General features: G+C 71.4%; 14 protein-coding genes and 1 tRNA gene. 11 read left to right on the forward strand and 4 right to left on the reverse strand.

The window, feature by feature from the left end; all coding sequences use genetic code 11:
* Positions 1 to 178: 178 nt before the first annotated feature.
* Entirely contained in the window at positions 179 to 850 is a 672-nt protein-coding gene (locus C6N31_RS22850; protein WP_138358952.1) for a DegT/DnrJ/EryC1/StrS family aminotransferase, read from the forward strand.
* Between the two features lie 76 nt (positions 851 to 926).
* Positions 927 to 1,002, forward strand: a tRNA-Thr gene (locus tag C6N31_RS22855).
* An 89-nt stretch (positions 1,003 to 1,091) separates the two neighbouring features.
* Here C6N31_RS22855 and C6N31_RS22860 read toward each other — a convergent pair.
* Entirely contained in the window at positions 1,092 to 3,713 is a 2,622-nt protein-coding gene (locus C6N31_RS22860; protein WP_198358095.1) for a SpoIIE family protein phosphatase, read from the reverse strand.
* A gap of 293 nt (positions 3,714 to 4,006) precedes the next feature.
* Between C6N31_RS22860 and C6N31_RS22865 the strand changes: the two genes are divergently transcribed.
* The 9 genes from C6N31_RS22865 to C6N31_RS22905 all read left to right on the forward strand — a co-directional run bounded on the left by C6N31_RS22865 (position 4,007) and on the right by C6N31_RS22905 (position 18,242).
* Entirely contained in the window at positions 4,007 to 9,439 is a 5,433-nt protein-coding gene (locus C6N31_RS22865; protein WP_198358072.1) for a HAMP domain-containing protein, read from the forward strand.
* 225 nt (positions 9,440 to 9,664) lie between these two features.
* Complete coding sequence (locus C6N31_RS22870) at positions 9,665 to 10,345, forward strand: response regulator (protein WP_138358936.1); 681 nt, start codon at positions 9,665 to 9,667, stop codon at positions 10,343 to 10,345.
* A 114-nt stretch (positions 10,346 to 10,459) separates the two neighbouring features.
* Positions 10,460 to 13,213, forward strand: coding sequence for an FtsK/SpoIIIE family DNA translocase (locus C6N31_RS22875; protein ID WP_138358938.1), 2,754 nt, complete (start codon positions 10,460 to 10,462; stop codon positions 13,211 to 13,213).
* Between the two features lie 232 nt (positions 13,214 to 13,445).
* Entirely contained in the window at positions 13,446 to 14,237 is a 792-nt protein-coding gene (locus C6N31_RS22880; RefSeq protein ID WP_138358940.1) for a helix-turn-helix domain-containing protein, read from the forward strand.
* A gap of 48 nt (positions 14,238 to 14,285) precedes the next feature.
* Positions 14,286 to 15,776, forward strand: coding sequence for a 30S ribosomal protein S12 methylthiotransferase RimO (rimO, locus tag C6N31_RS22885; RefSeq protein ID WP_138358942.1), 1,491 nt, complete (start codon positions 14,286 to 14,288; stop codon positions 15,774 to 15,776).
* On the forward strand, positions 15,773 to 16,570 hold the full coding sequence (gene pgsA, locus C6N31_RS22890; protein ID WP_138358944.1) for a CDP-diacylglycerol--glycerol-3-phosphate 3-phosphatidyltransferase: 798 nt from the start codon (positions 15,773 to 15,775) through the stop codon (positions 16,568 to 16,570). Before rimO ends, pgsA begins: the two co-directional genes overlap by 4 nt.
* Entirely contained in the window at positions 16,567 to 17,127 is a 561-nt protein-coding gene (locus C6N31_RS22895) for a CinA family protein (RefSeq protein ID WP_138358946.1), read from the forward strand. The genes pgsA and C6N31_RS22895 overlap by 4 nt, the downstream gene beginning before the upstream one ends.
* A gap of 94 nt (positions 17,128 to 17,221) precedes the next feature.
* Positions 17,222 to 17,605 carry a helix-turn-helix domain-containing protein gene (locus C6N31_RS22900; RefSeq protein WP_138358948.1) on the forward strand — a complete coding sequence of 128 codons (384 nt, stop codon included), beginning with the start codon at positions 17,222 to 17,224 and terminating at the stop codon, positions 17,603 to 17,605.
* Positions 17,606 to 17,771: 166 nt separating this feature from the next.
* Positions 17,772 to 18,242: a Dps family protein gene (locus tag C6N31_RS22905; protein WP_138358950.1), complete on the forward strand. Its 471-nt coding sequence runs from the start codon at positions 17,772 to 17,774 to the stop codon at positions 18,240 to 18,242.
* 601 nt (positions 18,243 to 18,843) lie between these two features.
* Here C6N31_RS22905 and C6N31_RS22910 read toward each other — a convergent pair.
* From C6N31_RS22910 to C6N31_RS22920, 3 genes are read right to left on the reverse strand one after another with little or no spacing between them, the layout of a single operon-like run.
* Complete coding sequence (locus C6N31_RS22910; RefSeq protein ID WP_138358587.1) at positions 18,844 to 19,641, reverse strand: SDR family NAD(P)-dependent oxidoreductase; 798 nt, start codon at positions 19,639 to 19,641, stop codon at positions 18,844 to 18,846.
* A gap of 32 nt (positions 19,642 to 19,673) precedes the next feature.
* Positions 19,674 to 20,474, reverse strand: a complete 801-nt coding sequence (locus C6N31_RS22915; protein ID WP_198358073.1) for a DNA-formamidopyrimidine glycosylase family protein — start codon at positions 20,472 to 20,474, stop codon at positions 19,674 to 19,676.
* Positions 20,475 to 20,481: 7 nt separating this feature from the next.
* The gene (locus C6N31_RS22920) at positions 20,482 to 25,197 is read right to left on the reverse strand and encodes an Lhr family ATP-dependent helicase (protein ID WP_198358074.1); all 4,716 of its coding nucleotides are present in this window, start codon (positions 25,195 to 25,197) and stop codon (positions 20,482 to 20,484) included.
* Positions 25,198 to 25,307: the final 110 nt, after the last annotated feature.

The following is a 25,307-nucleotide window of genomic DNA, read 5'->3' on the forward strand; positions in this document are numbered from 1 at the left end:
GATGGTACTGCAGGGGGGACCCTGTGGGAGAGTAGGACGCCGCCGAACAATCATTCAGCCCCAACCCCCGAGCTTCGGCTCGGGGGTTGGGGCTTTTTTGTTGTCCGTCACCCCATGTTCATGTGCCGGCGGGAACCTTGGCACCTCGACATGTGGAGGTAGGGACGTGCGTCAGCTGATGATGGACAGACAGCCCCTGCAAGCTCTCGGTATCGGTGTGGGCGACGAGGTGATCGTGCCGTCCTTCGCGCCCGAGTCGTCCGCGGCGGCCGTGGTGATGGTGGGCGCGACACCGGTGTTCGCCGATATCGACCCGCGCACGTACTGCCTCGACCCCGCCTCCGTGGAGGCCGCACTGACCCCCAGGACGTCGGCCGTCATAGCGGTGCACCTCTTCGGCCACCCGGCCCCGATGCGGGAGCTGGGGGAACTGGCGGCGCGGCAGGGGATCGCGCTGGTCGAGGAGGAGGAGCCGGCGGGGGACGTGGGGGAGATCGCCCGCCGCCGCGCGCACGCCCGCTTCCTGGACTCGGCGCTGACCGGCGTCATCGTGCCGTACGTCGAGCCGGGCGCACACCACGTCTACCACCACTACACAGTGCGGATCCCGGGCAACGGCCGGCCCGACCGGGACGCCTTCGCCAGGGCGCTGTCGAGGCGCGGCGTACGGGCGACCGTGAGCGTCCCGACGCCCGTGCACCGGCTCGCGGCGCACCGGTCCCGTGAGGTGCTGCCGGAGACCGAGCGGGCCGCGGCGCAGGCGCTGTCGCTGCCGGTGCACTCGGGTCTCACCCAGCGGGAGTTGACGCATATCGCCGACGCCTGCAACGCCCTCGGTGGCCTGCTCTGATCCGGTCCGGCGGCGGTTCGGGGCGGGTTACCGAGCACGGCACTTCATGGGTTAAGATTTTCCATGTCGACACCGAGCCCCTATAGCTCAGTCGGTAGAGCGTCTCCATGGTAAGGAGAAGGTCTGCGGTTCGATTCCGCATGGGGGCCCCAGTACAGAAGGACCCCCCGCCTGACGGCGGGGGGTCTTTTCGTTGTCCGGGCCCCCGGCGCCCGGGGCACCGCGGGTTCCTGCCGTGCCGTCAGTTGTCGGGCAGGGCGGGGACGCGCATCGCGAGGATGGCCATGTCGTCGGAGGGCGCGTCGGAGGCGAAGCGTTCCACCGCGCGCTGGATACGGGCGGCGACGGCGCCGGCGGTGAGGCCGGTGCAGGTGGCGAGAACGTCGGCGAGGCCGTCGTCACCGAGCATGCGGGTGCCCTCGCGGCGTTCGGTCACGCCGTCGGTGACGCAGAGCATGACGTCGCCCGGGTCCAGGGTGATGGTCTGTTCGACGAGCTCCAGGTCCTCCAGGACGCCGAGGAGCGGCTGCGGGTCGGCGGCGGACTCCACGGTGCCGTCCGGACGCAGCCGCAGCGGCAGCGGGTGGCCGGCGCAGACGACCTTGAGGATGGCGCTTCCGTCGGGCTGCGGCCACAACTCCCCGTAGAGCAGGGTCAGGAAGCGGCTGCGGGCGCCCTCGTCCAGGATGGCGGCGTTGAGGCGCTCCAGGACGGCCGGCCCGCCGAAGCCCTCGCGGGCGAGGAGCCGGATCGCGTGCCGGGCCAGGCCGGTGACGGCCGCGGCCTCGGGGCCGGTGCCGCAGACGTCGCCGATGGCGAAGCCCCAGCAGCCGTCGCGGATCGGGAACAGGTCGTAGAAGTCGCCGCCGACCTCGTTGCCTTCGCCGGCCGCCCGGTAGATGACCTCGACCTCGACGCCGGGAATGGGCGGCAGGCCCGGCGGCAGCAGACTGCGCTGGAGAGCCTGGCTGATGGCCGTGCGCTCGCTGTACAGCCGGGCGTTGTCCAGGGCGAGGGCGGCGCGGCGGGAGAGGTCCTCGGCGAGTTCGAGGATCTCCTGGCGGAAGCGTTCGTCGGCGGGCTTGCCGAGGGTGAGCATGCCGATGACGCGGTTACGGGCGACGAGCGGCAGGACGACGGTCTCGCCGCCGACCGCGGCGGCGGTCGCCAGCGCGGTGCCGGGTCCGGTCGCCGGGCGGCCGGCCTCGCCGAGGCCGAGGCTGCGCAAGGAGGCGCGCAGTGCGGTGGAGTGGGCGGCGTCGGAGGGCGCGGTCCAGATGCGCGCGCCGGGCGTGGGCTCCGGCGCGGGCGGGTTGAGCTTCGACAGCAGGGCCTTGATGCCGTCGATCCGGTCCTCGTCCTCGTGCAGCACGAAGGCGAGTTCGGGTTCCGACTGTTCGGCGATGGTGTAAACGGCGCACCAACTGGCCAGGGTGGGCACGGTCATCTGGGCCATGAGGGCCAGCGTCTGGTCGCGTTCCAGGGTGCCCGCGAGCAGGTCGGAGGCCTCGACGAGGAAGGACAGCGAGCCGCGGCGCAGCCGTTCCAGCTCGGTGAGGCGGGCGCTCTCGACGGCCAGCGCGATGCGGTCCGCGGCGAACTGCAGCCGCAGCGCTTCCTCGTTGGAGTAGCGGCCCGGTGCCTCGGCGGCGACGCCCAGGGAGCCGGTGAGGCGGCCCTCGACCTTCAGCGGCACGGTGACGATGGAGCGCATGCCGGTGCCGGCGAGCAGTGGGACGGCGCCGGGGACGGCGTTGAGGTCCTCGTGGACGGCGGGCATCCTGGCGCTGCCGTAGCGGCCGGTGCCGGCCTCGACGGGGACGCGGGCGAAGCGCTGCCGGGCGGAGGGCAGGCCGGTGGAGGCGCGTACCTCCAGCTCCGTCTCGTCGTCGGTGGCGAGCAGCAGGTACGCGGCGTCGCCGTCGAGCATGTCGCGGGCGCGCTCCACGGTGCGCTGCAGCAGCCCGTCGAGGTCGTCGGGCGCCGGGGAGCCGATGAACACCTCGAAGGCGTCCGCGGCCTTTCCGCGGTCGCCGGACGCGGAGTCCGAGTTGACGGGGCCGCGCGCGGGGCTCTGCAGGACGGCCCGCTCGTCGGCGCGGACCAGCAGGCAGACGGTGGAGGGCTCACCGGTGGTGTCGCGGACCCGCAGATGGGAGCCGTACACGGGCTGTACGCGGCCGTCGGCGCCCCGTATCCCGTAGGTGCCCTCCCAGCGGGAGAGGAGCAGCGCCTCGGCGAGGCCGATGCCGGTGCCGGGGGTCTGCGGCCAGGCGGTGAGTTCGGTGAGGGGCTTCCCGATCATCCGGTCGGAGGTGTGGCCGAACAGATCCGTGGCGTCGTCGTTCCAGCGCGTGACGACGGCGTGCCGGTCGACCTGGATCACGGCCACCCGGACCCGCTCGTCGGTCAGCGGCAGGGCGGCGGTCGGCAGCGCGGGGCTCGCGGCGCGGGTGCCCGCGGAGCGCTCCGGCAGGTCGAGCTGGAACCAGACGTGCTTGGCGGCGGGGGTGTACTCGACGCCCCAGCGGCTGGCGAGGGCGGAGCACAGGACGAGGCCGCGGCCGCCCTCACTGTCCGGGTTGCGGATCTGGAGTCCGGCGTCCTGGAGGGGAACCTCACGCTCGGGGTACCGGTCGGCGACCTCCACCCGTACCGCTGTGTCGTAGCGCAGGCACTGTACGTCAGCGGAGGTGCCGGCGTGGACCACGGCATTGGTGACGAGTTCGCTGGTCAGAACGACAGCGTCATCGACGATGTCGGAGAAGCCCCAGCCCTGCAGAGTGTCGCGGACGAAGGCGCGCGCGATGGCGACCGATCGCCCCACCGGCTGGAAGGTGGCCGCTGCCCGCGCCGTGATCACAGAACTCCTTGTGCGCCCCAGGACGCTGTCGTCGGTCTCGCTCTCGATTCCCTGCGCCGTCACCGGCGGCCCCCGTGAGGTGTAGGCCCGGTCTGTGGCGGGCAACCGGATGCCAGGTTACTTACCTCTGCTGATGGCGTGTGCGCTGGTTCCGGGTGTTTCTGCCCCGATCGTGCGACAGGTCATATGCGAAGCTGCCGAACTGTTATGGCCATGCGCAGGCATGGTGAAACACTGGGCATGTCTAAGAGGCAGTTCACGAGCAGTTTGGTCGACCCTCCGGGAGGGACACGGTGGAGTCCAGCGCATCGACGCGCGGTGCAGTTTCGCGTGCAAAGAACGCGCGATCCCGCGCCAACGGGACCATCGAGGTGGATTCGGCTGCCTTGTACAGACTTCTGGCGGCGTTGGCGTCCATGAGGGACGGCAACTTCCGCAAGCGGTTGACGGTGTCGGGAGACGGGCTGATGGCGGAGATCTCCGCCGTCTTCAACGAGGTCGCCGACCGCAATCAGCATCTGACGGGTGAGCTGGCGCGGGTGCGCCGGGTGGTCGGCCGTGAGGGAAAGCTCACGGAGCGGCTGGAGACCGGTGCCTGCGAGGGCTCGTGGGCGGCGGCGATCGACGCGTCCAACGCGCTGGTCGACGATCTCGTCCGGCCGGTCTCCGAGGTGGGAAGGGTGCTGTCGGCGGTCGCGGAGGGCGATCTGGAACAGCGGATGGACCTGCGGTCGCAGGGCGCGGACGGTTCCGCGCATCCGCTGCGCGGTGAGTTCCTCAAGGTCGGCCGGACGGTCAACGGCCTGGTGGACCAGTTGTCCGCGTTCACCGACGAGGTGACCCGCGTCGCCAGCGAGGTCGGCACCGAGGGCAAGCTCGGCGGCCAGGCCAAGGTGCGCGGTATGTCCGGTTCGTGGAAGGACCTGACGGATTCCGTCAACACGATGGCGTCCCGGCTCACCGCCCAGGTACGTGACATCGCTCTCGTGACGACGGCGGTCGCCAAGGGTGATCTGTCCCGGAAGGTCACGGTTCACGTGGCCGGCGAGATGCTGGAACTGAAGAACACCGTCAACACGATGGTCGACCAGCTGTCGTCGTTCGCCTCCGAGGTGACGCGAGTCGCCCGTGAGGTCGGTACGGAGGGTGAGCTCGGCGGTCAGGCGCAGGTGCCGGACGTCGCCGGGGTGTGGAAGGACCTGACGGACTCCGTCAACCTCATGGCCGGGAACCTGACGGCCCAGGTGCGGGACATCGCGCAGGTGACGGCGGCGGTCGCCAACGGCGACCTGTCGCAGAAGATCACCATCGGGGCGCGCGGCGAGGTGGCGCAGCTCGCCGAGACGATCAACGCGATGACCGAGACGCTGCGGACGTTCGCCGACGAGGTGACCCGCGTGGCGGGCGAGGTCGGCGCCGAGGGGCTGCTGGGCGGTCAGGCGCAGGTGCCGGGGGCGGCGGGGACGTGGAAAGACCTCACGGACTCGGTGAACACCGCGTTCCGCAACCTCACCGCACAGGTGCGGGACATCGCGCAGGTGACGACGGCGGTGGCCAACGGCGACCTGTCGCAGAAGGTCACGGTGGACGTCTCCGGCGAGATGCTGGAGCTCAAGAACACCGTGAACACGATGGTGGACCAGCTGTCCTCCTTCGGCGCGGAAGTGACACGGGTGGCGCGTGAGGTCGGCGTCGAGGGCGAGCTGGGCGGTCAGGCGCAGGTGCCGGGCGCGGCGGGGACGTGGAAGGACCTCACCGACTCGGTGAACACCGCCTTCCGCAACCTGACGGGCCAGGTCCGCAACATCGCGCAGGTGACGACGGCGGTCGCCAACGGCGATCTGTCGCAGAAGGTCACGGTGGATGTCTCCGGCGAGATGCTGGAGCTCAAGAACACCGTGAACCGCATGGTCGACCAGCTGTCGTCCTTCGCGGCCCAGGTGACCCGGATGGCGCGGGACGTGGGCACGGAGGGCCGGCTCGGCGGCCAGGCGCGGGTGGACGGCGTCGCCGGCACCTGGAAGGACCTGACGGACTCCGTCAACTTCATGGCGGGCAACCTGACGTCCCAGGTGCGGCAGATCGCCCAGGTGACGACGGCGGTGGCGCGGGGTGACCTGTCGCAGAAGATCGACGTGGACGCCCGGGGCGAGATCCTCGAGCTGAAGAACACCATCAACACGATGGTCGACCAGCTGTCCTCGTTCGCCGACCAGGTGACCCGCGTCGCACGCGATGTGGGTACCGAGGGCCGGCTCGGCGGCCAGGCGCAGGTGCCCGGTGTCGCGGGTGTGTGGCGCGATCTGACCGATTCGGTGAACGGCATGGCGGGGAACCTGACCGCCCAGGTCCGCAACATCGCGCAGGTCGCGACGGCGGTGGCGCGCGGCGACCTGTCGCAGAAGATCGACGTGGACGCCCGGGGCGAGATCCTCGAGCTGAAGAACACCATCAACACGATGGTCGACCAGCTGTCCTCGTTCGCCGACCAGGTGACCCGGGTGGCCCGCGAGGTGGGTACCGAGGGGATCCTGGGCGGCCAGGCCGAGGTCAAGGGAGTGAGCGGCACGTGGAAGGACCTCACGCAGTCCGTCAACTTCATGGCCAACAACCTGACGAGCCAGGTCCGCAACATCGCCGAGGTCACGACGGCGGTCGCCAGCGGCGATCTGTCGAAGAAGATCACCGTCGACGCCAAGGGCGAGATCCTCGCCCTGGTCACCACCGTCAACACGATGGTGGACACGCTGTCGGCGTTCGGTGACGAGGTCACCCGCGTCGCCCGTGAGGTGGGTACCGAGGGCCAGTTGGGCGGGCAGGCCCGGGTGCGCGACGTGTCGGGCATCTGGAAGGACCTGACCGACAACGTCAACCTGATGGCCAACAACCTGACCAATCAGGTGCGTTCGATCGCCGCGGTCGCCACCGCGGTCGCCAACGGCGATCTCACCAAGAAGATCACCGTCGAGGCGCGCGGCGAGGTCGCCCAGCTTGCAGAAACGATCAACACGATGGTCGACACGCTGTCGGCGTTCGGTGACGAGGTCACCCGCGTCGCCCGCGAGGTCGGCACCGAGGGCATCCTCGGCGGCCAGGCCCGCGTTCCCGGCGTCGCCGGCACGTGGAAGGACCTCACCGAATCGGTGAACGGCATGGCGTCCAACCTCACCGGCCAGGTCCGCAACATCGCCATGGTGACCACCGCGGTCGCCCGCGGCGACCTGTCCAAGAAGATCGACGTGGACGCCCGCGGCGAGATCCTGGAGCTGAAGACGACCATCAACACGATGGTCGGCCAGCTGTCCGCCTTCGGTGACGAGGTCACCCGGGTGGCGCGCGAGGTGGGTACCGAGGGCCGGCTGGGCGGCCAGGCCCGGGTTCCGGACGTGTCCGGCATCTGGAAGGACCTCACCGAATCGGTGAACCTGATGGCCAACAACCTGACCAGCCAGGTCCGCAACATCGCGCAGGTGGCCACCGCGGTGACCCGCGGCGACCTCAATCTCCGGATCGACGTGGACGCGGCCGGCGAGATCCTGGAGCTCCAGGACTACATCAACACGATGATCGTGCGCCTCCGGGAGACCACGCTCGCCAACAAGGAGCAGGACTGGCTCAAGGGCAACCTGGCCCGTATCTCCGGTCTGATGCAGGGCCGCCGGGAGCTGGGCGACGTGGCCGCGCTGATCATGAGCGAGCTGACCCCGGTGGTCTCCGCGCAGCACGGCGCGTTCTTCCTCGCCGAGGAGATCGGTGACGGCAGCGAGATCGGCGCGGGGGAGGACGAGGACGCGTACGAGCTGCGGCTCGTCGGGTCGTACGGCTTCTCCAAGCGCTCGATGCCCACCACGTTCCTGCCCGGTGAGGCGCTGATCGGGCAGGCCGCGATCGAGAAGCGGTCGATCCTGGTGGAGAACGTGCCGCCGGGGTACCTGAAGATCGTGTCAGGGCTCGGTGAGGCGCCCCCGGCGCATGTCATCGTCCTTCCGGTGCTGTTCGAGGACCGGATCCTGGGTGTGATCGAACTGGCCGCGTTCCAGCCGTTCACCCAGATCCAGAAGGACTTCCTCAGCCAGATCACCGACATCATCGCGATCAGCGTGAACACGATCAGCGTCAACACCAAGACCGAGGGGCTGCTGGAGCAGTCCCAGGAGCTGACCGAGCAGCTCAAGGAGCGTTCGGGCGAGCTGGAGAACCGGCAGAAGGCGCTGCAGCTGTCCAACGCCGAGCTGGAGGAGAAGGCCGAGCTGCTGGCCCGGCAGAACCGCGACATCGAGGTGAAGAACACCGAGATCGAGGAGGCCCGGCAGGTCCTGGAGGAGCGCGCCGAGCAGCTCGCGGTCTCGATGCGCTACAAGTCCGAGTTCCTGGCCAACATGTCGCACGAGCTGCGCACCCCGCTCAACTCGCTGCTGATCCTGGCCAAGCTGCTCGCCGACAACGCCGACGGAAACCTGTCGTCCAAGCAGGTCGAGTTCTCCGAGACGATCCACGGCGCGGGCTCGGACCTGCTGCAGCTCATCAACGACATCCTCGACCTGTCGAAGGTCGAGGCGGGCAAGATGGACGTCAGTCCGACCCGTATCGCCCTGGTGCAGCTCGTCGACTACGTCGAGGCGACGTTCCGTCCGCTGACGGCGGAGAAGGGCCTGGACTTCTCGGTCCGGGTCTCGCCGGAGCTCCCGGTCACCCTGCACACGGACGAGCAGCGGCTGCTGCAGGTGCTGCGCAACCTGCTCTCCAACGCGGTGAAGTTCACCGACAGCGGCTCCGTCGAGCTGGTCATCCGGCCGGCGGGTCCCGAGGTCCCGCAGTCGATCCGCGAGCAGCTGCTGGAGTCCGGGGCGCTGCGCGACGCGGACCAGCCGCTGATCGCGTTCTCCGTCACCGACACCGGGATCGGGATCGCGGCGAGCAAGATGCGGGTGATCTTCGAGGCGTTCAAGCAGGCCGACGGCACCACCAGCCGCAAGTACGGCGGCACCGGCCTGGGCCTGTCGATCAGCCGGGAGATCGCCCGGCTGCTGGGCGGCGAGATCCACGCCGACAGCCAGCCCGGCCGCGGCTCGACCTTCACCCTGTACCTGCCGCTCAGCAGCAGTGAACTGCCGCCGCACGGCTACCCGCAGCTGCCCGGGGGCGAGGTGATCAGCGAGTCGGAGCACCACGCGCCCGCCCGCAACCGTCTCGCGGGCAGCAGCCTGTCCCGGCTGCGCCGCCGCTCGGCGCCGCCGCAGCTGCAGTCGCTCCCGGGACAGCCCACGGCGCTGCCCGCGGAGGAGTCCTGGGTGGACGGCACACACTCCGACGGGTACGCGCGCTTCGCGGGCGGGTTCAACGGCGAGAAGGTGCTCATCGTCGACGACGACATCCGCAATGTCTTCGCGCTGACCAGCGTGCTGGAACAGCACGGGCTGACGGTGCTCTACGCGGAGAACGGCCGCGAGGGGATCGAGGTCCTGGAGCAGCACGACGATGTCGCGATCGTCCTGATGGACATCATGATGCCGGAGATGGACGGTTATGCGACGACGACGGCGATCCGCAGGATGCCGCAGTTCGCCGGACTGCCGATCCTGGCGCTGACGGCGAAGGCGATGAAGGGTGACCGGGAGAAGAGCATCGAGTCCGGAGCGTCGGACTATGTCACCAAGCCGGTCGACACCGATCACCTGCTGGCACTCATGGAGCAGTGGATGAACGCCCGTGGAACACCCCGTTGAAAGGTGGACTGTTGACGGGGTGTGTCCCTTCAGGTGTGAGGGGGCGGGATTCAGGGAACCTTCTGGTCTCCGCTAGCGTTTCTGCTTCGTGCACAGTGACATGGCGGTGACAGGGTGTGGCGAACGGCAGGTGCGGCTACCATGACCGGCACAAGGACGGGCGGCGCAAGGGAGTCGTCCCCGGGGGCGGCCACCAGCGTGGTGTCGGGACGAGGAGGGCGGGCCATGGTGCAGAAGGCCAAGATCCTTCTTGTCGACGACCGGCCGGAGAATCTGCTGGCGCTGGAGGCGATCCTCTCGGCGCTCGATCAGACGCTGGTACGGGCGGCATCCGGGGAAGAGGCGCTGAAGGCGCTGCTCACGGACGATTTCGCGGTGATCCTGCTCGATGTGCAGATGCCGGGCATGGACGGGTTCGAGACCGCCGCCCACATCAAGCGGCGCGAGCGGACCCGTGACATCCCGATCATCTTCCTGACGGCGATCAACCACGGCCCGCACCACACCTTCCGCGGTTACGCGGCCGGTGCGGTCGACTACATCTCCAAACCCTTCGACCCGTGGGTGCTGCGCGCCAAGGTGTCGGTCTTCGTCGAGCTCTACATGAAGAACTGCCAGCTGCGGGAGCAGGCGGCGCTGCTGCGCCTCCAGCTCGAGCAGGGCGCTTCGGTGGGCGTCAACGGGGCGAAGGAGCCTGCCGGGCTGCTCGCCGAACTGTCCGCGCGGCTGGCCGCCGTCGAGGAGCAGGCCGAGGCGCTGTCGAAGCAGCTCGACGAGTCGGCGGACGCGGCCGCGGTGGCGACCGCCGCGCATCTGGAGCGCAAGCTCACCGGTCTGCGGCGGGCGTTGGACGCTCTGGAGCCCGGCACCGGCGACGGCGGCGTCAGGTATCCCCCACAGGACTGAGCGGAACCCCCGCCGTTGACGCTGCGTCACCCTTGGCCCACCCGAGGCGCGACACGGACGGGGGTATCCGACGCACGCGTGTCCAGCCGGGTCTTCGGAGGTAATCTCGGCACCATGGCCTCACGTACGCCCGGCGGCACTGCCAAGAAAGCTCCGGCGAAGCCTGCGGCCAAGAAGACCGCGGCGAAGAAGACCGCAGCGAAGAAACCACCTGCCAAGAAGGCGGCGGCCCCCCGTGCGGCGAAGGGGGGCGCTCCCAAGCCCGCTCCCAAAGCGGCCCCGTCGCCCACCGGTGGCGTGTACCGGATGACGCGTGCCCTGTGGCTCGGCGTCGCCCACGGCATCGGCGCGGTGTTCCGCGGCATAGGGCGCGGCGCACGCGGCCTCGACCCCGCGCACCGCAAGGACGGCATGGCGCTGCTGCTGCTCGGTCTGACGCTGGTCGTGGCCGCGGGCACCTGGTCCAATCTCCGTGGCCCGGTCGGCGATCTCGTGGAGATGCTCGTCACCGGCGCGTTCGGCCGGCTCGATCTGCTGGTGCCGATACTGATCGGCGTCGTCGCGGTCCGGCTGATGCGGCACCCGGAGCAGCCCGAGGCCAACGGGCGGATCGTCATCGGGCTGTCCACCCTGGTCCTCGGCGCCCTCGGCCTGGTCCACCTGGCCTGCGGTTCGCCGAGCCGGGACGCGGGAGCCGAGGCGCTGCGCGACGCGGGCGGCCTGATCGGCTGGGCGGCCGCGTCGCCGCTGCTCTACACCGTCGGCTCGGCGCTCGCCGTACCGCTGCTGCTGCTCATCACCGTCTTCGGGCTGCTGGTCGTGACGGCCACCCCGGTCAACGCGATTCCGCAGCGGCTGCGGCTGCTCGGCACCAAGCTCGGCCTGTACGAGGCCCCGGAGGACCTGGACGACCTGGACGCCGTTCCGATGGAGGAGCTGTTCGAGGACGATCAGGAGCAGGAGCACGACGTCCCGCGCCGCAGGTCCCCGCTGCGCTTCACCAAGCACGACCAGGGCATGGAGGAACTCGCGGCACTGGGGGAGTTCGGCGACGAGGCGGCCGACGAGCCCCGGCCGCGCCGCCGCCCGCGGCGCAGGCCCGAGCCCGGCGAGCAGGACTACGCGGCCGCCTCCGGCATGGACGCGGTGGACGTGGCGGCCGCCGCGGCCGCGGCGCTGGACGGCGCCGTGCTGCACGGCGTGCAGCCGTCACCGCTGCTCGCCGGTCTCAGCAACAGCGTCAAGACGGGTTCCGGCAGCGGATCGGGCGTGCCCGCGGCCCGCGCCGAGGACGAGCCGTCGACCGGCTCCGGCGTCCCGGACCTCACCAAGAAGACCCTCGACCCGGTGGACCCGCTCCCGCCGCGCGCCGAGCAGCTCCAGCTGTCCGGCGACATCACCTACTCGCTGCCCTCGCTGGACCTGCTGGAACGCGGCGGACCCGGCCGTACCCGCAGCGCGGCGAACGACGCGGTGGTCGCCTCGCTGCAGCAGGTCTTCACCGAGTTCAAGGTCGACGCCACGGTCACCGGCTTCACCCGCGGCCCGACGGTCACCCGCTACGAGATCGAGCTGGGCTCGGCGGTCAAGGTCGAGCGGATCACGGCGCTGGCCAAGAACATCGCGTACTCCGTCGCCAGCCCGGACGTCCGGATCATCAGCCCGATCCCCGGCAAGTCGGCGGTCGGCATCGAGATCCCGAACAGCGACCGCGAGATGGTCAACGTCGGCGACGTACTGCGGTCCGCCGCGGCGGCCGGCGAGGACCACCCGATGACGGTGGCGCTCGGCAAGGACGTCGAGGGCGGGTACGTCATGGCGAACCTCGCCAAGATGCCGCACATCCTGGTCGCCGGCGCGACCGGGTCGGGAAAGTCGTCCTGCATCAACGGCCTCATCACCTCGATCATGTGCCGCGCCACCCCGGACGAGGTCCGGATGGTGCTGGTGGACCCCAAGCGCGTCGAGCTGACCGCGTACGAGGGCATCCCGCACCTGATCACGCCGATCATCACCAACCCGAAGCGGGCCGCCGAGGCCCTGCAGTGGGTGGTCCGCGAGATGGACCTGCGCTACGACGACCTGGCGGCCTTCGGCTTCCGGCACATCGACGACTTCAACGCGGCGGTGCGGTCCGGCAAGACCCAGCCGCTGCCGGGCAGCGAGCGCGAGCTGTCGCCGTACCCGTACCTGCTGGTGATCGTGGACGAGCTGGCCGACCTGATGATGGTCGCGCCGCGCGATGTGGAGGACTCGATCGTCCGCATCACGCAGCTGGCCCGCGCCGCCGGGATCCACCTGGTGCTGGCCACCCAGCGGCCCAGCGTCGACGTCGTCACCGGTCTGATCAAGGCGAACGTGCCGTCGCGGCTGGCCTTCTCCACCTCCTCGCTCGCCGACAGCCGGGTCATCCTGGACCAGAACGGCGCCGAGAAGCTGATCGGCAGGGGCGACGGGCTCTTCCTCCCGATGGGCGCGAACAAGCCGACCCGTATGCAGGGCGCCTTCGTCACCGAGGAGGAGATCGCCAAGATCGTCGAGCACTGCAAGGCGCAGCTGACGCCGACGTACCGGACGGACGTGGCGGTCGGCACGGCGCCCAAGCGGGAGGTCGACGAGGAGATCGGCGACGATCTGGACCTGTTGTGCCAGGCGGCGGAGCTGGTCGTCTCCACCCAGTTCGGCTCGACCTCGATGCTGCAGCGAAAGCTGCGTGTGGGATTCGCCAAGGCGGGCAGGCTCATGGATCTGATGGAATCGCGCGGAATCGTCGGGCCGAGCGAAGGTTCGAAGGCGCGGGATGTCATGGTCAAAGCGGACGAACTGGATGGGGTTCTGGCCGTCATCCGCGGTGATGCTCACTCGTAAGAGCATGCGGGGCAACCGTTTCTCCTGTTCGTGCGTCAAGTTGATGCAGGAGGACGACATATGGCCGACTGTCAGGCTCGCTCGGGCTGTCAGGTCCATGCGCGCCGGATCCGTGAGAGACGGTCCGGCAATCCTGATGGCGGACAAAGACCGGCTGTCCGCTTGCCCCACTCTTTCGCTACCCCCCTAGACTGAATCTCCAGCAGGTGGCTGCAGCCTGAAAGGCTTCCTCGTGTCCCTCGGCAACCCGCCCTCCGACGACCGGCCCTCCGTCGGTCGTGCCCTTGCCCAGGCCCGCCTCGCCGCCGGACTGACCATTGACGAGGTCAGCTCCACGACGCGGGTGCGCGCCCCCATCGTGCTCGCCATCGAACAGGACGACTTCTCCCGTTGCGGTGGCGACGTCTATGCCCGCGGTCACATCCGCAACCTCGCCCGCGCCGTCGGGATCGACCCCGAGCCGCTGGTCCAGCAGTACGCGGACGAGCACGGTGGCGCCACCACCCAGGTCCCCGTCGCGCCGCTCTACGAGGCGGAGCGGATCCGCCCGGACCGCCGCCGTCCGAACTGGACCGCGGCGATGGTCGCGGCGATCGTCGCCGTCGTCGGGTTCGTGGGCTTCACCGCGTTCAACGGATCCGGCGGCAACACGCCGTCGGCCGCCGCGAAGCCCTCGGTGACCGCCACCACGGCCAAGCCCAGTCCCAAGCCGGCCGACCCCAAGCCCGAGCCGACGGACAGCGCGATCGCCGCCGCTCCGGTGGGCAAGGTGACCGTGAAGCTGACCGCGGACGTCGGCAAGAGCTGGATCCAGGTGACGGACAGCACCGGCAAGCCGCTCTTCGCCGACACCCTGGAGAAGGGCGACTCCAAGACCTTCACCGACGGCAAGAAGATCAAACTCGTGATCGGCGACGCGGGCGCGATCAAGCTCTTCGTCAACGGCAAGGACCTCGGTCCGGCGGGCACGGACGGCCAGGTCGTGCGGCTCACCTTCACCCCCGGAGACCCCCAGGCCGGGTGAACGAGGGTGAACGTAAGAGGGACGGCTGGGACAAAGTAGGCTGAGCCTATGCCCGAACCCCGTACCGTCGCCCTTGTCACGCTCGGCTGCGCCCGCAATGAGGTGGATTCCGAGGAGCTCGCCGGCCGTCTGGCGGCGGACGGCTGGCAGCTGGTGGATGACGCCGCGGACGCCGACGTCGCCGTGGTCAACACCTGCGGCTTCGTCGACGCCGCCAAGAAGGACTCCGTGGACGCCCTCCTGGAGGCCAATGACCTCAAGGGTCATGGCCGCACCCAGGCGGTCGTCGCGGTCGGCTGCATGGCCGAGCGGTACGGCAAGGAGCTCTCCGAGGCCCTGCCCGAGGCCGACGCGGTGCTCGGCTTCGACGACTACACGGACATCTCCGACCGCCTCCAGACCATCCTCTCCGGTGGCGTGCACGCCTCGCACACCCCGCGCGACCGCCGCAAGCTGCTGCCGATCAGCCCCGCCGAGCGGCAGGGCGCCACGGTGGCGCTGCCCGGCCACGCGCAGGAGGCCCCGGCCCCCGCGCCGGCCGACCTCCCCGAGGGCGTCGCCCCCGCCTCGGGGCCCCGCGCGCCGCTGCGCCGCCGCCTGGACAACAGCCCGGTCGCCTCGGTGAAGCTGGCCTCCGGCTGCGACCGCCGCTGCTCGTTCTGCGCCATCCCGTCCTTCCGTGGCTCGTTCATCTCCCGCCGCCCCTCCGATGTCCTCGGCGAGACGCGCTGGCTCGCCGACCAGGGCGTCAGCGAGGTCATGCTGGTCAGCGAGAACAACACCTCTTACGGCAAGGACCTCGGCGACATCCGGCTGCTGGAGACGCTGCTGCCGGAGCTGGCGGCCGTCCCGGGCATCGAGCGGATCCGGGTCAGCTACCTGCAGCCCGCCGAGATGCGCCCCGGCCTGATCGACGCCCTGACCTCGACCGACAAGGTCATGCCGTACTTCGACCTCTCGTTCCAGCACTCGGCGCCCGGCGTGCTGCGCGCGATGCGCCGCTTCGGCAGCACCGAGAGCTTCCTGGAACTGCTCGGCACCATCCGCGGCAAGGCCCCGGAGGCCGGCGTCCGCTCCAACTTCATCGTCGGCTTCCCCGGCGAGACCGAGGCGGACCTGGAGGAGCTGGAACGCTTCCTCAGCTCCGCGCGGCTCGACGCCATCGGGGTCTTCGGGTACTCGGACGAGGACGGCACCGAAGCGGCCGGCTACGGGGACAAGCTCGACGAGGACACCGTCGCCCGGCGGCTGGCGCGCGTGTCGCGTCTCGCCGAGGAGCTGACCGCGCAGCGCGCCCTGGAGCGGCTCGGCTCCACCGTGCGGGTGCTGGTCGAATCCATCGACGAGGAGACCGGCGAGGCGGTCGGCCGCGCCGACCACCAGGCGCCGGAAACGGACGGATCGACCACGCTGACCTCCTGCGAGGGGCTGAAGCCGGGCATGATGGTAACCGCGAAGGTGATCGACACCGAAGGTGTCGACCTCATCGCGGAACCCCTGACCGGGGGCGACTGTTCTGTGGAGGAGGTGGGCAGATGACCGGAGTCCCCGTGCCGGCCGCGGCCACCCCGGACCACATGGGCGATCCTGTGGTCGGCCAGGCCGGGCTCTGGAACATCGCCAACCTGCTCACGATGATGCGGCTGGTGCTGGTTCCCGGCTTCGTCATGCTGCTGATCCACGACGGCGGCCACGACCCCGCCTGGCGTTCGTTCGCCTGGGCGGCGTTCGCCATCGCGATGATCACCGACCTCTTCGACGGGGAACTGGCCCGGCGCTACGGGCTGGTCACCGACTTCGGCAAGATCGCCGACCCCATCGCCGACAAGGCGATCATGGGCGCCGCGCTCGTCGGGCTGTCCGCGCTGGGCGACCTGCCGTGGTGGGTGACCGGAGTGATCCTCTTCCGGGAGATCGGCATCACGCTGATGCGCTTCTGGGTGATCCGGCACGGAGTGATCCCGGCCAGCCGCGGCGGCAAGCTCAAGACGCTGACCCAGGGCATCGCGGTCGGCATGTACATCCTGGCTCTCACCGGGCCGCTGGCGACGCTGCGGGCCTGGGCGATGGCCGCGGCCGTCGTGCTGACCGTCCTCACCGGGCTCGACTACATCCGGCAGGCCGTCGTGCTGCGCCGGGCCGGCCTCGCCGCGCAGCGCGAGCGCGCGGCCGCCCAGGCCGAACCGCCGGCCGAACCCGGCCTGCGGGCCGCGTCTGATCTCCGGGCCACGTCTGATCTCCGGGCCACGGTGGACGCGGAACCGGAGCACGGACAGGATCCGGAGCGCGAACAGCGGACCTCCCCGCGGCGGCAGAGTCACCAGAACGGATGACAGCTGCCGAGGTGTTGCGACTGCTCGACGGCCGGGGGCTCACCCTGGCGGTCGCCGAGTCGCTGACCGGCGGTCTGCTGGCCGCGGAGCTGACGTCCGTCCCCGGAGCCTCCCGGACCTTCCGCGGCTCGGTGACGGCCTACGCGACGGAACTCAAGCACGTACTGCTCGGCGTGGACGCCGCACTGCTGGCCGATCGAGGAGCGGTCGACCCTCAGGTGGCCCTCGAGATGGCCGAGGGTGTGCGGAGCAGACTGGAAGCCGACTGGGGCGTGGCCACCACCGGTGTCGCGGGACCGGATCCGCAGGACGGGCAGCCGGTCGGCACGGTGTACGTGGCGGTGGCCGGTCCCGGAGGCTCGGCGGTCGACCCGCTGCGGCTGGAGGGCAGCCGCTCCGGGATCCGTGCCGCCAGCGTGACCGCCGCACTCGCTCTGCTGGAGCGGTCCCTCACAACAGGGGTGCCGTCCCGCGCGACAGGGGTGCCGTCCCTCACGACCGGGGTGCGGGCGAAGGATAGGGAAGAAGACGGGGGCAAGGGATGTTTGCAGCCCTGAGTGAACACGTCATCGCTCCCCGCACGGCCGGTGCCCGAGGCGGTACGGTGGGGCAAGAAGGATCCGGATTCGCGGTCCGAGGAGGGAGCCACCGATGATCCTGCTCCGTCGCCTGTTGGGTGACGTGCTGCGTCGGCAGCGCCAACGTCAGGGCCGCACTCTGCGTGAGGTCTCCTCTTCCGCCCGGGTGTCCCTGGGCTATCTGTCCGAAGTGGAGCGAGGGCAGAAGGAGGCATCCTCCGAGCTGCTCTCCGCGATCTGCGACGCGCTGGACGTCCCGATGTCCGAGGTGATGCGCGAGGTCAGCGATGATCTGTCGCTCGCGGAGCTGGCCCAGTCGGCGGCGTCCGAGACTCCTGCGGCGCCGATGCGACCACTGTTGGGTGCGGTGACCTCCGTCACATCCGTGACGACCGAGCGGGTCACCATCAAGGCGCCGAAGGCGCCCGCTGAGGCCGTTGACGTGGTCGCGGCCTGAGCCGCCCGTCACTCCAGAAGTTCTTGCACCGGGACCCCGGTCGGCACTGCCGACCGGGGTCCCGCTCTTTTGCCAGGCACAGCGGGACGAGGCAGGGTAGGCGATACGGAGTTAACAGGGCTTAACGGACTATTCGTCAGGCCCGTCGCCAGTAGGAGGATTCCGCATGAGTGTCGTCAAGAGCCCGCTGTCCGAGAAGCACCGCAAGATCGTCAGTGAGGCGCTGCAGGGCGCTCTGGTGGATCTCGTGGATCTGGCGCTGGTGTCCAAGCAGGTCCACTGGACCGTGGTGGGCCCGCGCTTCCGCTCGGTCCATCTGCAGCTCGACGAGGTCGTCGACACCGCCAGGCTGCACGCCGACACGGTGGCGGAGCGGGCCTCCGCGATCGGCGTCACGGCGGACGGGCGGGCCGACACGGTCTCGAAGACCAGCGGGATCGACACGGTCACCGACGGCTGGATCAAGGACACGCAGGCGGTGGGCATCCTCATCGCGGCACTCGACTCGGTGATCGAGCGGATGCGGGAGCGCATCGGGACGACGGGGGACGCCGACCCGGTCACGCAGGACATCATCATCGGGCTCACGGCGGACCTGGAGAAGTTCCACTGGATGTTCCAGGCGGAGAACGTGTAGCGGGAAGCGCCGGCGCTGCGCTCGGCGGGCGCCTGTGGCGCTCGGGGGCGGTCGGGTGCTTAGGGGGGTGGCGGCGCGGGCCGCTCGGGGCGCCCCAGGGGCCTCCTGCGCCCCGCGTGCCCCGGGCTGCGCGCCCCGCGCGCCTCGTACGCCCTGGTGCCCGTGGTCCTGAGCGGTCTACGATGGGCGGCTCGTCACGTTGCGTTGATGCATCGTCGCAGGCAGTGGCGATGCGCTGCTCCCATCGGGTGAACGTCCGGGCGGGGGCGGCGGCAGAGGGCTAGCGATCTTGGGAACCGGGCATCGCACCCTGGTACGGAGAGCCTCCCGGGGCTCTCCGCCGCAACCTCGGGGTTCCGAAGGAGGCGGCCATGCGCGTGCTCCAGCTCCAGGTCATCCGGAGTCTGTGGTCCCGCAGGGCGGTCCGCTGGACCGTCGCGCTGGGCCTGGGCGTCCTGTGGTGGTGGGCCGCGCTGCGGCTCGCCGTGCAGCCCGACCGGGCCGGGCCCTTCGAGAGTGCCGTGACAGCGGGCGGCTGGGGGCTGGGCCTGATACCGCTGCACGCCGTACCGCGCACCGCTGCCCGAACCCGGCGCGGCCGCTACCAGGGCATCGCCACTCCGCCGTTCGGCCGGAGGATCTGGCCGGTGGTGAAGGCCGAGGCGTCGGAGGCGAGGAAGAGCACGGACCCCGCCACGTCCTCGGGGGTGCCGACCCGCCCCAGCGGCGCCATCCGCACGAGCGACGCCTCGGCGCGCGCCTGGGCGGCCTCGTCGAAGGATCCGTCGGACCCCGTCCCGTAGTGGGAGGTCATCGGGGTGCGGATGAACCCCGGGGCGATGGCGTTGGCGCGGATGCCGAGCGGACCGAGTTCGGTCGCCAGGGTTCTGGTGAGCTGCACGACGGCGGCTTTGGAGACGCTGTAGCAGAGCAGTCCGCGGGCGCCGGTGTCGATCGCGCCGGAGGCCATCGTGATGATGCTGCCGGACCGCTGGGCGGTCATGGCGCGTGCCGCCTCCTGGGCGCTGTGCAGCACGCCCTTGAAGTTGACGCCGAGGACGCGGTCCAGATCGGCGTCGTCCGTCTCCAGGACGCTGCTGCTGTGCATGATCCCGGCGATGGCCGCCAGGACGTCCAGCCGCCCGTGGTCGCGGACCGTCTCGGCGACGGTCTCGGCGATCTGGGCCCGGTCGGTGACGTCCAGCTGCCGGGCGCGGGCGGCGCCGCCGGCCTTCTCGATCAGTTCCGCGGTCTCCCGCACGCCGGGGCCGTCGCGGTCCGCGCAGACGACGGTGGCGCCGGCCTCGGCCAGCAGAACGGCGGACGCGCGGCCGATCCCGCTCGCGGCGCCGGTGACCAGTGCGGTGCGTCCGGTGAGGTCGTACGCCTTCATGGGCATGACGCGACGGTACGACTGTATCTGACGGTCCGTCAATTATCGTGCGGGTGCGGACCTCGCTGGCAGCGCGGACACCAGTACGCGACGCGGGCCCGTTCCGGTGGTCCGTGCTGTCCGACGCGGACGGCGGTGCCGCAGCGCAGGCACGGCCGGTGCTCCCTGCCGTACACCCAGTGGGTGCGGCCGCGCCGCAGGTCCCCGGTGGTGATGTGGCCGGGGCGGGCCTTGTTCGCCTCCAGCAGTTTCTTGGCGAGCACCACCAGCTTCTCCGGCCCGGCCTCGCCGACCGGCGTCCAGGGGGTGATGCCGCGCAGGAAGCAGAGCTCCGACACGTAGACGTTGCCGACGCCCGCCAGATTGCGCTGGTCCAGGAGGGCCTCGCCGACCGGCCGGGCGGGCTCGGCGCGCAGCCGCGCCGCGGCCTCGGCCGGATCCCAGTCCGGGCCCAGCAGATCGGGTCCGAGATGGCCGACGACGCTGTCCTCCTCGGCGGTGGGCAGCAGTTCCAGCACCGGCAGCCGGTAGCCGACCGCCACCCGCGCGGGTGTCTCCAGCACGGCGCGGACCTGGTGGAGGGGGCCGCCGCGCCACCGGTCACCCGGCCCGTACAGATGCCAGGAGCCGTCCATACGCAGATGGGAGTGGAGCGTCAGACCGCCGTCGAAGCGCGTCATCAGATGCTTGCCGCGCGCGACCACCTCGGTGACGCGGCGGTCCGTGAGGTCAGTGGTGGCGAGCTGCGGCACGCGCAGGTCGGCGCGGACGAGGGACCGGCCCGCCAGGGCCTCGTCGAGCCGGCGTGCGGTCAGCCAGACCGTGTCTCCTTCGGGCACCTCCCCATCATCCCCGCAGTCGCAGACCGCGCGGAGTGGCGTGGAAGCCCGCGGTCTCCAGGGCGCGGCCCAGCGGTGAGGTGAGGGCCGACTCCCCGTTGGTGCGCTCCACGGTGAGCCGGCCGAGCGCGCCCTCCCGGACCGCCAGCGCCAGGGCGTCCGCGGCAGCGCGCAGCCGCTCCTCCTCGTCGGGCCAGGCGAGCAGCGTCTTCCCGCCGCGTTCCACGTACAGGGCCAGCTCACCGTCGACGAGGACCACCAGGGCGCCCGCCTTGCGGCCCGGCTTGTGGGTGACGCCGTCGGGCTGTGCCGGCCAGGGCAGGGCGGCGCCGTACGCGTTGGCGGGGTCGGCGGCGGCGAGGACGACGGCCCGCTGTCCGGTGCGGGCGCCTTCCTCGCGGTCGCGGGCGGTGTTGATGGCGCGGAGCCGGTCCACCGCGCCGTCCATCGCGAACTGCGCGGCACCGAGCCCTTCGACCACGTATCCCCGCCGGGTCTGGCCGGTCTCCTCGAAGGCCGACAGCACCCGGTAGGCGGCGGAGAAGCCGCCCTCGACGCCTTCGGATGCGACCGCCCCGCGCGTGACCACACCATGGCGGTCCAGCAGGGTGTGGACCAGGGCGTGGGCGCGCAGCGTCGGGTCGGACTCCGGGGGCGGGACGAGCGACCAGCGGCCCGCCGTCGTCGGGGGCCCGGTGCGGGACGCGGTCGCGCGCGGCGCCCGGCCGGTGAGGGAGCCGTAGCGACCACGGGGGACCGAACGCGGTGCGCGGTGCGCGGTGGATCCGGCGGTGCGCCCGGAACCGAGCAGGGCGCGCAGCGGTGCCAGGGTGTCGTTGGTGAGCCGGCCGGACCACGCCAGATCCCAGACGGCGTCCGCCAGCTCGGGGTCGGACGGGGCCTCGCCCGCGGCCCGCACCTGGTCGGCGATCTGCCGGAAGAACAGCCCGTAGCCGCCGGACAGCGCGCCGAGGACGGCCTGGTGCAGCGGGGAGAGTTCGAGCGGCTGGGGCTCCTTGAGCAGCAGCGGCGCGGTGTCGGCGAGATGGAGCGAGACCCAGCCGTCCTTGCCGGGCAGCGCCCCCGCACCGGACCACAGGACCTCGCCGGAGGCGGTCAGCTCGTCCAGCATCGCCGGGGTGTAGCCGGAGACCCGGGACGGCAGGACGAGCTTCTCCAGCGCGGAGGCCGGCACCTCGGCGCCCTGCAGTTGCTCGACGGCACGGACCAGCCCGTCGATACCGCGCAGGCTGTGGGTGCCGACGTGCTGCCACTGGGGGAGGAACGTGGCGAGGGTGGCGGGCGGCACCGGTTCGACCTCGTGCCGCAGCGCGGCCAGCGAGCGGCGCCGCAGCCGGCGCAGCACCGCCGCGTCGCACCATTCGTGGCCCGCGCCGCCCGGCCGGAACTCGCCCTGGACGACACGGCCGCCCGCGGCCAGCCGCTGCAGCAGACCGTCCACCACGGCCGTGCCGAGACCGAAGCGCCGTGCGGCCTCGACGGAGGTGAACGGGCCGTGGGTGCGGGCGAAGCGGGCGAGCAGATCGCCGAGCGGGTCCTTGACCGGCTCGGTGAAGGCTTCGGGGACTCCGACGGGCAGCGCCGTGCCCAGTGCGTCCCGCAGCCGCCCGGCGTCCTCGACCGCCGCCCAGTGCTCGCCGCCGGCGATCCGGACCCGGATCGCGCGGCGCGCCGACTCCAGCTGCGCCGCCCAGCCCGGCTCGGCACCGCGCGCCGCCAACTCGGCCTCGGTGAGCGGTCCGAGGAGCCGCAGCAGGTCGGCGACGCCTTCGGCGTCCTTGACCCGGCGGTCCTCCGTCAGCCATTGCAGCTCCTGCTCCAGCTCGGCCAGGACATCGCCGTCCAGCAGCTCGCGCAGCTCGGCCTGGCCCAGCAGCTCCGCCAGCAGCCGGGAGTCCAGCGACAGGGCGGCGGCGCGGCGCTCGGCGAGCGGCGAGTCACCCTCGTAGAGGAACTGTGCGACGTAGCCGAAGAGCAGCGAGCGGGCGAAGGGGGAGGGCTCGGGTGTCGTGACCTCCACCAACCGCACCCGGCGCGCCTCGATGTCGCCCATGAGCTCGACGAGCCCGGGCACGTCGAAGACGTCCTGCAGACACTCGCGGACCGCTTCGAGGACGATCGGGAAGGAGCCGAAGTCCGAGGCGACCTGGAGGAGCTGGGCGGCGCGCTGGCGCTGTTGCCACAGCGGAGTGCGCTTGCCGGGGGAGCGCCGGGGCAGCAGCAGGGCGCGGGCAGCGCACTCGCGGAAGCGGGAGGCGAACAGGGCGGAGCCGCCGACCTGGTCGGTGACCAGCTGCTCGACCTCGCCCTTGTCGAAGGCGACGTCCGCGGCGCCGACCGGCGACTGGTCGCTGTCGAACTCGGTGCCCGCCCGGACCGGGTCGGCGCCGGTGTAGTCGCTGCCGGTGCCGTTGCCCGTGTCGTTGTCGAGCAGGTCGAGGCCCATGAGGTCGGCGTCCGGCAGTCGCAGCACGATGCCGTCGTCGGCGTGCATCACCTGGGCGTCCAGCCCGTAGCGCTCCATGAGGCGGGCGCCCAGCGCCAGCGCCCAGGGTGCGTGCACCTGCGCGCCGAAGGGGGAGTGGACCACCACCCGCCAGTCGCCCAGCTCGTCGCGGAACCGCTCCACGACGATCGTCCGGTCGTCGGGGATGTGACCGCAGGCCTGCCGCTGCTCCGACAGATACGCCAGCACGTTGTCCGTCGCCCAGGTGTCGAGCCCGGCCGCGGCCAGTCGTTCGCGGGCCTCCTCGGGCCCCAGCCGCCCGACCTCCCGGACGAAGGCGCCCACCGCCCGGCCGAGCTCCAGCGGGCGGCCCAGCTGGTCGCCCTTCCAGAAGGGGAGCCGGCCCGGCACCCCGGGTGCGGGCGTGACGAGCACCCGGTCGCGGGTGATGTCCTCGATCCGCCAGGAGGTGGTGCCCAGCGTGAAGACATCGCCGACCCGCGACTCGTAGACCATCTCCTCGTCCAGCTCGCCGACCCGGCCGCCGCCCTTCTTCGGGTCGGAGCCGGCCAGGAAGACACCGAACAGCCCGCGGTCCGGGATGGTGCCGCCGGAGGTCACGGCCAGCCGCTGCGCTCCGGGGCGGCCGGCGACCGTGTTCGCCACCCGGTCCCAGACGATGCGCGGCCGCAGCTCGGCGAAGGCGTCGGAGGGGTAGCGGCCGCCCAGCATGTCGAGCACGGCCGTGTACGCGGAGTGCGGGAGCGCCGCGAAGGGCGCGGCCCGGCGCACCAGGGCGAGCAGCTCGTCCACGTCCCACGTGTCGAGCGCGGTCATGGCGACGATCTGCTGCGCCAGGACGTCCAGCGGATTCGCCGGCACGCGCAGGGACTCGATGGAGCCGGTCCGCATCCGCTCGGTGACGACGGCCGCCTGTACGAGGTCACCGCGGTACTTGGGGAAGACCACACCCGTCGACACGGCACCCACCTGGTGACCGGCCCGGCCGACGCGCTGCAGCCCGGAGGCGACGGACGGCGGCGACTCCACCTGGATGACGAGATCGACCGCGCCCATGTCGATGCCCAGTTCCAGGCTGGACGTCGCCACCACGGCGGGCAGCCGCCCTGCCTTGAGGTCCTCCTCGACGAGTGCGCGCTGCTCCTTGGACACCGACCCGTGGTGCGCGCGGGCCATCAGGGGTGGCGCGCCCTGCGCGGCACCCGACTGGGCCATGATCTCGGCGGGCAGCGAGGTGTCGGGCAGCGGTTCACCGGTTGCCCGCTCGTAGGCGATCTCGTTGAGGCGGTTGCACAGCCGCTCGGCCAGCCGACGGGAGTTGGCGAACACGATCGTCGAGCGGTGCGCCTGCACCAGATCGGCGATCCGCTCCTCCACATGCGGCCAGATCGACGCCCGCTGCTCCGCTCCCGCCGCGGGCCCGCTGTGATCCGCGACGGGGGAGCCGCCGAGCTCGCCCAGGTCCTCGACGGGCACGACCACCGACAGGTCGAACTTCTTCTGCGACGCCGGCTGGACGATCGTCACCTTGCGCTGCGGCGACAGATAGCGGGCGATCTCCTCGACCGGCCGGACCGTCGCGGACAGCCCGATCCGCCGGGCGGGCCGGTCGAGCAGCTCGTCCAGCCGCTCCAGCGACAGGGCCAGATGCGCCCCGCGCTTCGTGCCCGCGACGGCGTGCACCTCGTCGAGGATCACCGTCTCCACCCCGCGCAGCGCCTCGCGGGCGGCGGAGGTGAGCATCAGGAAGAGCGACTCGGGGGTGGTGATCAGGATGTCCGGCGGGCGGGTGACCAGGGTGCGGCGTTCGGCGGCGGGGGTGTCCCCGGAGCGGATCCCGACCCGGACCTCGGGCTCGGGCAGGCCGAGCCGGACGGACTCCTGGCGCAGGCCCGTGAGCGGGCTGCGCAGGTTGCGCTCCACGTCGACCGCGAGGGCCTTGAGCGGGGACACGTACAGCACCCGGCAGCGGCGCTGGGTCTCGGCGGGCGGCGGGACGCTCGCCAGCCGGTCCAGCGAGGCCAGGAACGCGGCCAGCGTCTTGCCGGAGCCGGTGGGCGCGACCACCAGGACGTCGGAACCCTCGCCGATCGCCCGCCAGGCACCGGCCTGGGCGGCGGTGGGCGCGTGAAAGGCTCCCGTGAACCACGCTCGGGTGGCCGGGGAGAACGCCTCCAGGGCGGCGGCCGGGTCCCCTTCCGGTTCCGGCTCGCCCTGACTGCTCCGTCGCGACATGTCCCCATCCTGCCCCGCCCCACTGACAACGGCCCCGGGACCCGCGTCGGGTCCTGCGCCGGTACCCGCTCAGGGACCCGGGCCGGGAGCCGCACCGGGACCCGCACCAG

Origin of the sequence: Streptomyces fildesensis (assembly GCF_016107395.1) — a bacterium.
In the GTDB taxonomy this organism is placed as follows: Bacteria; Actinomycetota; Actinomycetes; order Streptomycetales; family Streptomycetaceae; genus Actinacidiphila; species Actinacidiphila fildesensis.